The following is a 12690-nucleotide window of genomic DNA, read 5'->3' as shown; positions in this document are numbered from 1 at the left end:
TATGGCTAAGAACTATGCGCAGGACGGGAAAACGATCCCGCTGGTAAACAGTGGTGCAACCGATATTCAGAGCGGCGACCCGGTTGTTGTTGGAAAACTTATCGCGGTGGCAATTACCGATATCTCGGCTGGCGATACCGGGGACGGTTTTACTGAGGGTGTTTTCCTCTTGCCAAAAGTATCCGCAGATGCGGTTACTGCCGGGGCGCAGGTGTATCTGAAGGACGGCAAAATCCAGACCGATGAAACGGATGCCGTTGCCGCAGGCATCGCCTGGGAAGATGCACCGGCAAACACCACCGTTGTTGAAGTGAAGATTAATGTCTAATCCCTTTGATCGGATGGCGGCTCGCATGGACGCGGCCACCATAAAAAAGATGGGGAAAACGGCTCTGATTAACGGAATCACATACGACGTTATCTCTGCTGAGTTGCTTGAAGAGATGGGGCCGTTATCAGGGAATTTACGGTCTCTGGTGGTATTCAGTGGAGAATATACCCCGCGGCGAAACGATGAAGTGGTTTGGGAAGGCAGAAACTGGACCGTCACACGTCACGAACTGTTTAACGGGAAACCTCGTATCTTCATTGAGTAGGAGGGGCTATGTCGATCAAAGGCCTCGAGCAGGCTATCGCAAACCTCAACAGCATCAGCAAAACGGCCGTACCACGTGCCTCTGCCCAGTCGGTTAACCGTATTGCCGGGCAGGCCATCAACCGAAGCGTTTCTGTCGTTTCAAAATCGACGCGTGTACCTCGAAAACTGGTTAAGCAACGTGCCCGGTTACGGCGGGCTACCGTCAGTAAACCACGCGCACTTATTCGGGTGAACCGGGGAAATCTCCCCGCCATAAAACTCGGTCCCGCCAGTGTTCGTCTGTCCCGCAGAAAACGGGATAAGTCGGGTGCAAACAGTGTGCTCAGAATAGGCCCGTTTCGTTTTCCAGGCGCTTTTATCCAGCAACTGGCAAATGGTCGATGGCATGTGCTGCGACGCACCACCAAGAACCGCTACCCCATTGAAGTGGTCAGCATTCCACTGGCTGTTCCCCTTACAGAGGCCTTCCGTGCGGAGCTACCCCGGCTGATGGACGAAAACATGCCAGCAGTTATGCGCCAGAACCTGCAAAACCAACTGAGGTTGATACTCAAACGATGAAACACCCGCAGATACGGGCCGCCGTTCTGACGGCCCTGAAACGCAGTATTACAGAGCAAATAACCTGGTTCGACGGCCGTCCTGGATTTCTGGAAGAAGAAGATCTGCCTGCTGTAGCCGTCTATCTGACTGATGCGAGAGCTTCAGAAGATAGGGTGGATGAAGATATGTGGACTGCACTGCTGCATATCGAGGTCTTTTTGAAGGCAAAAGAGACCGATTCCGCTCTGGATGCCTGGATGGAAGAAAAAGTGTACCCCGCTCTGGCTGATATCCCAGAATTGCTGCCCCTAATCGAACTGATGAATGCGAATGGCTATGACTATCAGCGAGATGAGGAAGTGATGATGTGGGGATCAGCCGATCTCAGTTATTCAATCAGCTATGTAATGTGAGGATCCTATGGCCACACCAAACCCGCTGGCGCCAACAAAAGGTGCTGGTACCACCCTATGGGTTTACACCGGAACCGGTGACCCCTATGCCAACCCGCTTTCAGATGTTGACTGGCTGCGTCTGGCAAAGATTAAAGACCTGCAGCCCGGTGAACTGACGGCTGAATCTGAAGATGACACCTACATCGATGATGAGAATGCCGACTGGACATCAACGATGCAGGGGCAGAAATCAGCCGGTGAAACCAACCTGACGCTCGCGTGGATGCCGGGAGATTCCGGGCAGCAGGACCTGGTGAACTGGTTCGATGAGGGCACCGTGAGGGGATATAAAATCAAATATCCGAATGGGGTTGTCGATGTGTTTAAGGGCTGGGTGAGCAGCCTCGGTAAAACCATTACGTCCAAAGAGGTCATGACCCGCACGGCCAAAATCACAAACAACGGCAAACCATCGCTGGCAGAGGACAGCGGTACCGCGCCGATTGCTGTTACGGGGATCAGTCTGGATAAATCCACTGCAGCTGTAGCGGTCGCAGCCACAACGCAACTGGTGGTTTCAGTCCTTCCGGCCAGTGCGTCAGATAAATCCTTCCGCGTAGCCAGCTCTGATCCTTCAAAAGCGACGGTCACCGTTAACGGCAATACCCTGACTGTCACCGGCGTGGCGGCGGGCACCGTAGAAATCATCGTTATGAGCAATGACGGTAACTTTGTGGCGATCTGCAAAGTCACTGTTTCCTGATAACCGGGGCGTGAGCCCCGTTCCGACCCGGAGTAAATATGTTTCTAAAGAGCGAACTGCTGGAAAGTAACGGCAGCAGCGTCACATTGTTCCAGCTTTCGGCGCTTCAGCGTATTGAATACCTCGAATACCTGAAGCAGCTGGAGGCAGTTGAAGCTGGCGATTTCCAGGCGGCCATCACCCTCACCGTAAAAAGTGGGGCGTTCCTCGTGGCGATGTCGCTCTGGCACGGCCACGAACTGAAAGGCTCCCAGGGAGAAAATGCTGCGGCGGAAGTGGCAAAGATTCAGGATGAGGTCATGCAGTCATGGCCGACAGAACTGGTTGCCGAAGCGGAATATAAGGTGAAGCTCCTGTCCGGGATGATTGCGCCGGTAACTGATGACCAGGCAGCGTCCGCCGAAGAAGGTTATAAACCCGCTGAACCCGTTACTGCGGAAAAGCCCTCGCCAGTGAGCTGAAATTTGCCATGAAACTGGCGCGTGAGTTCGGTCGCCCGGACTGGCGTGCCATGCTTGCTGGCATGTCCTCAACGGAGTACGGCGACTGGAAAATCTTCTATCAGGACAATTACTTTCATGATGCGCAGCTGGACGCACACTTCTCCGGCTTGCTCTACACCATCTCAACCCTGTTTTTTGCCGATCCGGAGTTAACCCCGGACAGTTTCAGCATTCTTAATACTGCACCGGAACCCATCGACATTGATGAACCGGATGACAATACGCTGATGGCGAAGGCTGCAGGTATTTCAGGAGGCGTGCGCTATGGCCCAGACGGCAGTCGGTGATCTGGTCGTTAACCTTGACGTTAACTCGTCGAAATTCAGCGAGCAGCTTAACTACGTCAAAAAAGAATTAAAACAGACCGGCAGTGCGGCAAACGACGAAGCGTTACGTATCCAGCAGTCCTTCAGCCGCCAGGAGAACGCCGCGCGCAAAGCGGGTATTTCTGTGGGTCAGTATAACGCAGCAATGCGTATGCTCCCGGCACAGTTTACCGATGTGGCCACGCAGCTGGCGGGTGGGCAGAACCCCTGGCTGATTCTGCTTCAGCAGGGCGGTCAGGTTAAGGACTCCTTTGGCGGGATCATTCCGACATTCCGGGCGTTGCTGGGGACGATTTCCCCGTTGATGGTCGGCATTGGTGCATTGTCCGTTGCAACTGGCGCGTTGTTCTATGCCTGGTACCAGGGCTCTTCCACTCTGTCTGATTTCAACAAAACGCTGGTACTGTCGGGGAACACAGCCGGACTGACCGCTGACCGCATGCTGGCACTGGCGCGTAACGGACAGGCAGCGGGGCTGACCTTCAACCAGACCAGTGAAGCGCTGACCGAACTTATCAACGCGGGTGTGCGTGCTGGCTCGCGCTTTGATGACATGAGCCAGGCGGTGGCGCGGTTTACCGATGCCTCCGGCGTGCCGGTGGAAAAGGTCGCAGCAGCCTATGGCAAGCTCGCAACTGACCCGACATCGGGCCTGATCGCGATGGCCCAGCAGTTCCATAACGTTACCGCTGAACAGATTGCCCATGTGGCGCAGCTGCAGCGTGCCGGTGATGAGGCTGGCGCACTGCAGGCGGCTAACGAGGCTGCTACAGCCGGATTCAACGATCAGACCAAAGCCATCCGCGACAATATGGGGACGATTGAATCTTCAGCGGACTCCCTGAAGCGCGCCTTCAAGTCGATGTGGGATGCAGCCCTCGATATTGGCCGACCTGACACCGCGCAGGAGATGGTGGCAAAAGCCGAAGCCGCGTTCAAAAAAGCCGATGAAATCTGGAACCTGCGTAAAGGTGACCGATATGTCAATGATGAGGCCCGCGCCCGATTCTGGAATGACCGCGAAACGGCCAGGCTTGCGCTGGATATGGCGCAGCAGCAGGCGGGAATTGCCAGGGCGAACGAAGAGAATGCATCGCGCGAAGCGGCTGCGGAATCGGATCGCCAGAAGTATGCTGCGCAGGCACAGGCAAACTATGTCAAAACGCAGACGGCCCTGGAGAAATACACGGCCAGGCAGAGCGAGCTCAACAAGGCGCTGAAAGAGGGGCGGATCCTCCAGGCAGACTACAACATCAACCTGGCTGCCGCGAAAAAAGAGTACGAAGACACCCTTAAAAAGCCGAAGAAGACCCCGGCAATCAGAACCCCCGCAGGTGCCCGTGCCACCGATACGGCCAGCGCCCAGACGCTGGAGTTGCAGGCACAGCTGCGCACCCTGCAGGAGCATAAGAGCATCAATGACACCATCAGCCAGCAGCGTCAGGAGCTGTGGCGTCAGCAGTCCCGCTTTACGGTTCTGGAAGAGGCCGCGAAGACCCGGACGCTTTCTGCTGAGGAAAAATCCCTGCTGGCCAGTAAAAGCGAGGTGCTTTCCCGGGCGGAGCTGAATGCGAAGCTTGGCGATCAGATAGTGGCGCAGGAGCGGCTTAATCGCCTGCAGGATACGTCCCAAAAATACGTCACGCAGATCGGCGAGAAAACCCGTGCCCTGGCGGAAAGTGCTGGTATGAGCAGTCGTGCAGCACAACGTCGCAATGAAGAGGCCCAGCTTCTTCAGGGCTGGAAAAATGGTGGCGGGTCTGAGAACGATGCCGGTTATCAGAATGAGCTGCAGGCGCTGCAGGCGTATTACGCCGAGCAGGATAAGCTTCGGGATGACTGGCAGTCCGGGGCCAAATCCGCATGGGCAGATTATGTTGATTCTGCTTCAGATGCTTATGGCCAGATGAAGTCGGCTGCCACCAGTACGTTTGATGGCATCGGGCAAAATATGGCTGACATGCTGACGCGCGGAAAGGCTGACTGGGCTGACTTCACCCGCTCCACGCTCTCCATGCTGACACAGATCCTGCTCAAGCAGGCGATGGTCGGCCTGGTGGATTCAGCATCAACCGCGCTGGGATTTGCAGGTGGCGGTTATACCGGTTCAGGCGGTAAATATGAGCCTGCAGGTGTTGTTCACCGTGGTGAGTTCGTCTTCACCAAAGAGGCTACCAGCCGGATCGGCGTAGGAAACCTTTACCGGATGATGAAAGGGTATGCCACGGGCGGGTATGTCGGGGGCGGTGGTACAGGTCCAGCTGCAGCACCTTTCGGTGTCAGTGTATATGCCCCGGTGACGGTCGAGAATGCTTCCGGTAACGCACAGCAGCAAAACGACGGAGACAGGCTGGGTAAGGCGTATCAGCAGGTGATTAATAAATCTGTCAACGATGGTATCGCCAGGGCAATCCAGCCCGGTGGGCTTATCTGGAATGCGACCAATCGCAGGTAACAGTTATGACGATAGAAACATTCTCCTGGGGGATTAAGGTCTCCAGCCAGCCCACCGAAGGAAGCAAAGACACCGTCAGGAAGGTCCAGTTCGGCGACGGGTACGCACAGGTGAGCGGCTCCGGCCTGAATGATGAGATTCGCACCTATGAGTTTTCCTTTTCCGGTGATCCGACTACTGCGAATGAAATTCATGCCTTCCTTCGGCGGCATAAAGTGAAGTCGTTTATTTTCACTCCGCCGTTCGGCGATACCGCGCTGTGGCGTGTCGAGGCTGACACGCTCAAAAAGGTGGTTAAAAACGTAAAAGTGATAACCGTAACCGCAACGTTTGAACAGGCATTTGCACCATGAGTCTTAATGCTGATTATCAAAAACTCGAGCCGGGCAATGAAGTCCGGCTTTTTTCTGTCGATGGCACAGCGTTCGGTATGTCAGATGTACTCCGCTTTCACGCACATAACATCGCGCATACCCCGGAAGAGATTGAGGCTGCAGGCGGGGATGAGAATAAACTTCCGGCGAAATCCATCTGGTGGCAGGGGGAGGAGTATAAAGCCTGGCCGTGTCAGGTTGAGGGTATTGAAGCGACCACGGACGGTACCAGCCCACAGCCAAAACTGAGTGTGGCGAACCTGGACAGCTCGATCTCAGCGCTCTGTCTGGCGTATGACGATCTGCTGCAGGCGAAAGTGAGTATCCACGACACGCTGGCACAGTATCTGGACGCCAGAAATTTTCCGCAGGGCAATCCCACCGCAGACCCGTCACAGGAAAAGCTGAAGGTCTTTTATATTGACGCCAGAAGTACCGAGACGGATGAAACAGTTGAATTTACGCTTTCCAGTCCGATGGATTTACAGGGGCAGATGATACCTACGCGGCAGCTGCATTCGTTATGCAGCTGGTGCATCCGGAACAAGTACCGGACCGGCGACGGCTGCGACTATGCCGGAACGCGCTATTTCGACAAAAACAATAACCCGGTTGACGATCCCTCGCTGGATGTCTGCAACGGCACACTGACGGCCTGTAAGCTCCGGCACGGATACAACAACGAGCTGCCGTTCGGCGGTTTCCCGGGTACATCTCTTATCAGGAGCTGATATGCGCCAGAAAACCATTGATGCCATCATGGCACACGCTGCAGCGGAATATCCGCGCGAGTGCTGCGGCGTGGTGGCACAGAAAAGCCGGGTTGAGCGCTATTTTCCCTGTCGTAACCTCGCAGCAGAGCCGACCGAACATTTTCACCTTTCACCTGAAGATTATGCAGCGGCAGAAGACTGGGGGACGGTGGTGGCCATTGTTCACAGCCACCCTGACGCGACGACGCAGGCCAGCGAGCTGGATAAGGCGCAGTGTGATGCAACGTTGTTGCCCTGGCATATTGTGAGCTGGCCAGAGGGGGATTTACGTACCATTCAGCCACGCGGGGAGCTGCCATTACTGGAGCGTCCGTTCGTGCTTGGCCACTTCGATTGCTGGGGTCTGGTAATGAGCTATTTCCGGCAGACCCACTGTATCGAGCTCCACGATTACCGGGTGGATTATCCCTGGTGGGAAAACGACTACCCGGACAATTTCTATCAGGAGTGCTGGTACGAGTGCGGATTCAGGGAGTTTGATGGTCCGCCTCAGGAAGGGGACCTCGTCATCATGCAGGTGCAGGCCGATAAGTGGAATCATGCCGGGATTTTACTGGAGGGTAACATGCTGCTGCACCATCTTTACGGGCATCTGAGTCAACGTGTTCCTTATGGCGGATACTGGCAGGAGCGCACAATGAAGATCGTTCGCTATAAAGATGTAATGGCAGGTGAAACATGCAGGAAGTAATGACCCGCATTGAGCTTGGCGGCGTGCTCGGGAAAACATTCGGTAAAGTTCACCATCGCCTGATTTCACGCGTGAACGAAGCGAGTGTTGCGCTGGCAAAGACTATACCGGGCTTTGAGCAGTTTATGATTTCCAGCCAACGCCGTGGTCTCACTTATTCAGTATTCAAAGGGAAAAAGAATATTGGTGTTGATGACCTGGGTTACCCGGTCACCGGCGATGTCATTCGCATTGTCCCGGTGATTATCGGGAGCAAAAAGGCCGGATTGCTCCAGACAATACTTGGTGCAGTTCTGGTTGCCGTTGGGGCGGTGCTTAATTTCACACCCTGGGCTGCGGCATCACCATTCTTATACAAATTCGGTGCCGCAATGATGATTGGCGGGGTTGTCCAGATGCTTTCCCCTCAACCAGCTGGGCTGGCCAGCAAACAGAGCTCAGATAACCGCGCCTCATACGCGTTCGGTGGAGTCACCAACACCGCCGCGCAGGGCTATCCGGTACCGCTTCTTTATGGTCGTCGGCGAATCGGCGGTGCGATTATTTCAGCCGGGATTTATGTCGAAGATCAGCAATAAATAAAAACCTCCTTTCAGGCCACCTCAGGGTGGCCTTTTTTATGGGCGCAATATGGCTACATCTACTCCGATTAGAGGCCGCAAGGGCGGCAGCTCCAGTTCCCGCACCCCGACTGAACAACCAGACGATCTCCAGTCCGTAGCGAAGGCCAAAATTCTTGTTGCACTGGGAGAGGGCGAATTTGCAGGGCAGTTGACGGCGAAGGATATCTATCTCGATGGCACGCCACTGGAGAATGCAGACGGATCGCAAAACTTCAGCGGCGTGGCGTGGGAATTTCGCCCGGGGACTCAGGCACAAAAATACATTCAGGGTATCCCCGGCACCGAAAATGAAATCAGCGTGGGCACCGAAGTGTCGAGCACCACTGCCTGGACGCATACCTTTACTAACACGCAACTGTCAGCCGTTCGCCTGCGCCTCAAGTGGCCATCGCTTTTTAAACAGGAGGACGATGGCGATCTGGTTGGCTATTCAATTAACTACGCTATTGATCTGCAGACCGATGGCGGCACCTGGCAGACGGTACTTAATACCAGCGTAACCGGCAAGACAACTTCCGGCTACGAACGCAGCCATCGCGTCGACCTACCGCAGGCAGGCAGCACATGGACGGTGCGCCTGCGTAAGCTCACGGCGGATGCCAACAGCGCGAAAATTGGCGATACGATGACGGTGCAGAGCTATACAGAGGTCATTGACGCCAAATTGCGTTATCCAAATACCGCGCTGCTGTACATCGAATTCGACTCAAGCCAGTTTAACGGCTCTATCCCGCAAATATCCTGCGAACCGCGAGGGCGTGTAATCCGCGTTCCGGATACGTATGACCCGGAGAGCCGCACCTATAGCGGCACATGGACGGGGGCGTTTAAATGGGCGTGGACGGATAATCCGGCATGGATTTTTTACGATCTGGTGGTGAGCGACCGCTTTGGGCTGGGCAATCGCCTGACGGCGGCCAATATTGATAAATGGACGCTTTACCAGGTCGCGCAATATTGTGATCAGCCGGTTCCTGATGGTAAAGGCGGTAGCGGCACTGAGCCTCGCTATACCTGTAACGTGTACGTGCAGGAGAGGAATGACGCTTATACCGTGTTACGTGATTTTGCGGCGATATTCCGGGGCATGACGTACTGGGGTGGAGATCAAATTGTTGCGCTGGCGGATATGCCCCGCGATGTGGATTACAGCTACACGCGTGCAAACGTGGTTGATGGCCGCTTTACCTATTCGGGCAGCACCACCAAAACCCGCTATACCACGGCACTGGTTTCCTGGTCCGATCCGGGTAATGCCTACGCGGATGCGATGGAGCCGGTTTTTGAACAGGAGCTCGTTGCTCGCTTCGGCACAAACCAGCTCGAAATGACAGCCATTGGTTGTACCCGGCAGTCAGAGGCAAACCGTAAGGGGCGCTGGGGTATCCTGACCAATAACAAGGATCGCATCGTGTCGTTCGATGTGGGTCTTGACGGCAAGATCCCACAGCCTGGTTATATCATCGCGGTTGCCGATGAGCTGCTTTCCGGAAAAGTGATGGGAGGGCGCATCAGCGCGGTTAACGGTCGCGTTATCACGCTTGATCGTGAGTCTGCAGCCGCTCCCGGAAGCCGTCTGATGGTTAACCTTCCATCCGGCGCATCGCAGAGCAGAACGATACAGAGCGTAAACGGTCGGGCCGTCACCGTGACTACGGCATACAGCGAAACACCTGCAGTGGAATCGGTGTGGATTGTCGAGTCCGAGGAGCTTTACGCGCAGCAATATCGCGTTATCAGCGTCACGGACAATAATGACGGAACGTATTCGATTTCTGGAGCTTTTCACGATCCGGATAAATATCCGCGTATCGATACCGGTGCCATTATCGACCAGCGGCCAATAAGTGTCATACCTCCAGGTAATCAGTCCCCGCCAGCCAACATCGTCATCAATTCATTCTCTGTGGTTCAGCAGAATGTGAACGTTCAGACCATGCGAGTCAGCTGGGACCAGGCGAAGAACGCCATCGCCTATGAAGCACAGTGGCGCCGCAATGACGGGAACTGGGTCAATGTGCCGCGAAGCTCTACCACATCGTTCGATGTTCCGGGCATTTATGCGGGACGATACCTGGTGCGCGTGCGTGCCATCAACGCCGCTGAAATTTCATCCGGATGGGGGTATTCAGAAGAGAAAACGCTGACGGGCAAGGACGGGAATCCGCCGAAGCCGGTGGGTTTTATCGCGTCTGAAAACGTGGTGTTTGGTATCGAGCTGAACTGGGGGTTCCCGGCCAATACGGACGATACTCTGAAGACGGAAATTCAGTACAGCCTGACCGGTACTGAGGACGATGCGATGTTGCTGGCCGATGTGCCATACCCGCAGCGTAAATATCAGCAGATGGGCCTTAAAGCGGGGCAGATATTCTGGTACCGCGCGCAGCTGGTGGACCGAACCGGTAACGAGTCCGGTTATACCGGCTGGGTTCGTGGGCAGGCCAGTATCGATGTTTCTGATATCACCGACGTGATCCTGGAGGACATCAAAGGGTCTGAGACGTTCAAGGACCTGATCGAGAATGCAGTTGATACCAACGAAAAAATTGTTGGTATGGCTGACGATATCCTTCAGGCGAATAATGAGCTTGAACAGCAGGCGCTGAAGATAGCCCAAAACGCCCAGGACATTGGGCAGGTTCAGACCGATGTGAAGGAACTGACAAGTAACGTTGGGGATGTGTCGTCATCTCTGTCTCAGCTTGAGCAGACCGTCGCAACGGCAGATACCGCTCTTGGCCAGCGTATCGATAACATCAGCGTGTCCATGGATGGTATGGCAGGAGGCGTAAAAAACTCGGCTATCGCCATTATCCAGAACGGGCTGGCGCAGGTGGCTGCGCGTAAAACCCTGTCGGCATCGGTCGCAGGTAACAGCGCTCAACTGGACCGACTTGATGAAGTGATCGTCAACGAGAAGGAGGCAACGGCGCGTTCGTTGCTAAGCCTGCAGACGGATGTTAACGGCAACAAGGCATCCATCAACAGCCTCAACCAGACGTTCTCCGATTATCAGCAGGCCACGGCCACGCAGATAAACGGCATTACGGCAACGGTGAACGGGCATACCTCAGCCATCACCACCAACGCGCAGGCGATAGCCAACGTTAATGGCGACCTCAGCGCGATGTACAACATCAAGGTTGGTGTCTCCAGCAACGGACAGTATTACGCCGCGGGGATGGGTATCGGCGTGGAGAATACGCCATCCGGCATGCAGTCGCAGGTAATCTTCCTGGCTGACCGCTTCGCCGTCACCACGGCAGCCGGTAACAGCGTGGCTTTGCCGTTCGTGATCCAGAATGGACAGACATTCATTCGGGCCAGCTTCATCCAGGACGGCACCATTGAGAACGCCAAAATCGGCAACTATATCCAGTCGAATAACTATGTGGCTGGCTCAGTCGGGTGGAGGCTGGATAAGGCCGGTACGTTTGAGAACTACGGTTCGACAGCTGGCGAGGGGGCCATGAAACAGACCAACCAGACAATCAGTGTACGGGACTCCAACAATGTGTTGAGGGTGCAGATCGGGAGAATCACTGGTACATGGTGACGGGAGGCCTCTTGTGGGGCCTCTTTTTTTCAGGAGATACGATGGCGGAATACGGTGTTCAAACATGGGACGCATCAGGGAAGGTTAACAACTATGGAATTAAGCCAGTCAGCGTTTGCGGCTATCTGCAACTGGCCGTTAACCAGAAAACAGGCTCTTATTCCGTTGCCCTTCCACCGGGTTGCAAACTGACCTACTTTCAGGTCATGAACGATGATAAGTGGGGAACGGGAAGAAGGAAGATAACCATCTCAGGTGGCACTGCAACGGTTTCCTCAGTGGGGGATACCGACTACTCGGCAGGGACTGAACCCGCTGTTGCAGCTTTTCTCATTTTCCAGATCGAGAGGGCATAAATGGCGCAGTACGGCGGTTTACTGACGACGACGAGCGGTGAGGTGTGGGTTACCGCTAACAGCTCGCCAATTGCATTGCAGGCGCGAAAGACAGCGGCACTGCAGGGAACATCGGGTTTCAATACCAAGGTGACGCACACCTTTCCCTCAGGTCAGCCCGTTGTGGCTTTCGTTCATTGCACGGTTGAGGTGGAAATCACTCAGACGGTAAGCGGAAACACCATCACGATTGATTTTCTCAGACCGAATGCAACCGGCACAGCGTATGTTTATTTTTTCACAATTTTCCCCCAGACAAAGCCAGATTATGGGATGGCCGTGTGGGATGCATCGGGGACCCTGATTTTAACCCACGAAACGCGCACGCTGAGCGATGTGGTCACTATCGGCACTGCCGGGGTGGATGCCAGCTCAGGCTACAACATCAACACAACCCGGGCGGGGAAGTGGGCCTGCATGCCTGTTATGCTCGGTCTGATCACAGGGGTTGTTTCAGCGGGCGGGCAACCACAGCCATATGTGGCAATTTACAAAAGCATGGCGAAACTTGAGGGAAGTAACACCCGCATTTACGCCAGACCGCAAACAACGCCCAGTGGCAGCCTGCAAAACGTTGCGTACTCAAACATGAGAAACGTAATCATGGCCATTAACTGCGCCAACTATGATTGATCGTTTTCAACGATCGATTGTGAATAATTGATCTACCAAATCAATTATATCCCGTTGAT

14 protein-coding genes and 1 pseudogene are annotated in these 12690 nt (G+C 54.7%); all 15 read left to right on the top strand.

The window, feature by feature from the left end; translation table 11 throughout:
- Position 1: 1 nt before the first annotated feature.
- The 15 genes and pseudogenes from ACQG22_RS12965 (at position 2) to ACQG22_RS12895 (ending at position 12631) form a co-directional block, all read left to right on the top strand.
- Positions 2 to 328, top strand: a complete 327-nt coding sequence (locus ACQG22_RS12965; RefSeq protein ID WP_369706948.1) for a DUF2190 family protein — start codon at positions 2 to 4, stop codon at positions 326 to 328.
- The gene (locus ACQG22_RS12960) at positions 321 to 596 is read left to right on the top strand and encodes a DNA breaking-rejoining protein (protein ID WP_369706949.1); all 276 of its coding nucleotides are present in this window, start codon (positions 321 to 323) and stop codon (positions 594 to 596) included. Before ACQG22_RS12965 ends, ACQG22_RS12960 begins: the two co-directional genes overlap by 8 nt.
- A gap of 8 nt (positions 597 to 604) precedes the next feature.
- Entirely contained in the window at positions 605 to 1159 is a 555-nt protein-coding gene (locus tag ACQG22_RS12955) for a phage tail protein (protein ID WP_013096336.1), read from the top strand.
- Complete coding sequence (gene gpU, locus ACQG22_RS12950; RefSeq protein WP_368770468.1) at positions 1156 to 1554, top strand: phage tail terminator protein; 399 nt, start codon at positions 1156 to 1158, stop codon at positions 1552 to 1554. The genes ACQG22_RS12955 and gpU overlap by 4 nt, the downstream gene beginning before the upstream one ends.
- Positions 1555 to 1561: 7 nt before the next feature.
- Positions 1562 to 2299 (top strand): phage tail protein, encoded by a 738-nt coding sequence (locus tag ACQG22_RS12945; protein ID WP_013096338.1) that lies wholly within the window; start codon positions 1562 to 1564, stop codon positions 2297 to 2299.
- 38 nt (positions 2300 to 2337) lie between these two features.
- Positions 2338 to 2760: a phage tail assembly chaperone G gene (gene gpG / locus ACQG22_RS12940; RefSeq protein WP_013096339.1), complete on the top strand. Its 423-nt coding sequence runs from the start codon at positions 2338 to 2340 to the stop codon at positions 2758 to 2760.
- Positions 2761 to 2768: 8 nt separating this feature from the next.
- Positions 2769 to 3083, top strand: a pseudogene (locus ACQG22_RS12935) (phage tail assembly protein T); the annotation flags it as partial.
- The gene (locus ACQG22_RS12930; RefSeq protein ID WP_369706950.1) at positions 3067 to 5583 is read left to right on the top strand and encodes a phage tail tape measure protein; all 2517 of its coding nucleotides are present in this window, start codon (positions 3067 to 3069) and stop codon (positions 5581 to 5583) included. The pseudogene ACQG22_RS12935 and the gene ACQG22_RS12930, both read left to right, overlap by 17 nt.
- Before the next feature lie 5 nt (positions 5584 to 5588).
- The gene (locus tag ACQG22_RS12925) at positions 5589 to 5936 is read left to right on the top strand and encodes a phage tail protein (protein ID WP_025759358.1); all 348 of its coding nucleotides are present in this window, start codon (positions 5589 to 5591) and stop codon (positions 5934 to 5936) included.
- The gene (locus tag ACQG22_RS12920; protein WP_369706951.1) at positions 5933 to 6688 is read left to right on the top strand and encodes a phage minor tail protein L; all 756 of its coding nucleotides are present in this window, start codon (positions 5933 to 5935) and stop codon (positions 6686 to 6688) included. The genes ACQG22_RS12925 and ACQG22_RS12920 overlap by 4 nt, the downstream gene beginning before the upstream one ends.
- Position 6689: 1 nt before the next feature.
- Entirely contained in the window at positions 6690 to 7421 is a 732-nt protein-coding gene (locus ACQG22_RS12915; protein WP_001249260.1) for a C40 family peptidase, read from the top strand.
- Positions 7409 to 7999, top strand: a complete 591-nt coding sequence (locus ACQG22_RS12910; RefSeq protein ID WP_112021842.1) for a tail assembly protein — start codon at positions 7409 to 7411, stop codon at positions 7997 to 7999. The genes ACQG22_RS12915 and ACQG22_RS12910 overlap by 13 nt, the downstream gene beginning before the upstream one ends.
- A 52-nt stretch (positions 8000 to 8051) precedes the next feature.
- Positions 8052 to 11603 carry a host specificity protein J gene (locus ACQG22_RS12905; RefSeq protein ID WP_369706952.1) on the top strand — a complete coding sequence of 1184 codons (3552 nt, stop codon included), beginning with the start codon at positions 8052 to 8054 and terminating at the stop codon, positions 11601 to 11603.
- 41 nt (positions 11604 to 11644) lie between these two features.
- Positions 11645 to 11959, top strand: coding sequence for a hypothetical protein (locus ACQG22_RS12900; RefSeq protein WP_010429919.1), 315 nt, complete (start codon positions 11645 to 11647; stop codon positions 11957 to 11959).
- Positions 11960 to 12631, top strand: coding sequence for a hypothetical protein (locus ACQG22_RS12895; protein WP_163280218.1), 672 nt, complete (start codon positions 11960 to 11962; stop codon positions 12629 to 12631).
- The last annotated feature ends 59 nt before the right edge of the window (positions 12632 to 12690 follow it).

It is taken from the genome of Enterobacter cloacae complex sp. 309I3, assembly GCF_050031595.1.
GTDB classification, from domain to species: Bacteria; Pseudomonadota; Gammaproteobacteria; order Enterobacterales; family Enterobacteriaceae; genus Enterobacter; species Enterobacter cloacae.
This window is presented reverse-complemented; position numbering and strand designations above follow the sequence as displayed.

What these genes read in the sequence shown, in the direction of transcription:
- ACQG22_RS12965 (WP_369706948.1), top strand. Translation starts at nt 2, where the DNA reads ATGGCTAAGAACTATGCGCAGGACGGGAAAACGATCCCGCTGGTAAAC.
- ACQG22_RS12960 (WP_369706949.1), top strand. Translation starts at nt 321, where the DNA reads ATGTCTAATCCCTTTGATCGGATGGCGGCTCGCATGGACGCGGCCACC.
- ACQG22_RS12955 (WP_013096336.1), top strand. Translation starts at nt 605, where the DNA reads ATGTCGATCAAAGGCCTCGAGCAGGCTATCGCAAACCTCAACAGCATC.
- gpU (WP_368770468.1), top strand. Translation starts at nt 1,156, where the DNA reads ATGAAACACCCGCAGATACGGGCCGCCGTTCTGACGGCCCTGAAACGC.
- ACQG22_RS12945 (WP_013096338.1), top strand. Translation starts at nt 1,562, where the DNA reads ATGGCCACACCAAACCCGCTGGCGCCAACAAAAGGTGCTGGTACCACC.
- gpG (WP_013096339.1), top strand. Translation starts at nt 2,338, where the DNA reads ATGTTTCTAAAGAGCGAACTGCTGGAAAGTAACGGCAGCAGCGTCACA.
- ACQG22_RS12930 (WP_369706950.1), top strand. Translation starts at nt 3,067, where the DNA reads ATGGCCCAGACGGCAGTCGGTGATCTGGTCGTTAACCTTGACGTTAAC.
- ACQG22_RS12925 (WP_025759358.1), top strand. Translation starts at nt 5,589, where the DNA reads ATGACGATAGAAACATTCTCCTGGGGGATTAAGGTCTCCAGCCAGCCC.
- ACQG22_RS12920 (WP_369706951.1), top strand. Translation starts at nt 5,933, where the DNA reads ATGAGTCTTAATGCTGATTATCAAAAACTCGAGCCGGGCAATGAAGTC.
- ACQG22_RS12915 (WP_001249260.1), top strand. Translation starts at nt 6,690, where the DNA reads ATGCGCCAGAAAACCATTGATGCCATCATGGCACACGCTGCAGCGGAA.
- ACQG22_RS12910 (WP_112021842.1), top strand. Translation starts at nt 7,409, where the DNA reads ATGCAGGAAGTAATGACCCGCATTGAGCTTGGCGGCGTGCTCGGGAAA.
- ACQG22_RS12905 (WP_369706952.1), top strand. Translation starts at nt 8,052, where the DNA reads ATGGCTACATCTACTCCGATTAGAGGCCGCAAGGGCGGCAGCTCCAGT.
- ACQG22_RS12900 (WP_010429919.1), top strand. Translation starts at nt 11,645, where the DNA reads ATGGCGGAATACGGTGTTCAAACATGGGACGCATCAGGGAAGGTTAAC.
- ACQG22_RS12895 (WP_163280218.1), top strand. Translation starts at nt 11,960, where the DNA reads ATGGCGCAGTACGGCGGTTTACTGACGACGACGAGCGGTGAGGTGTGG.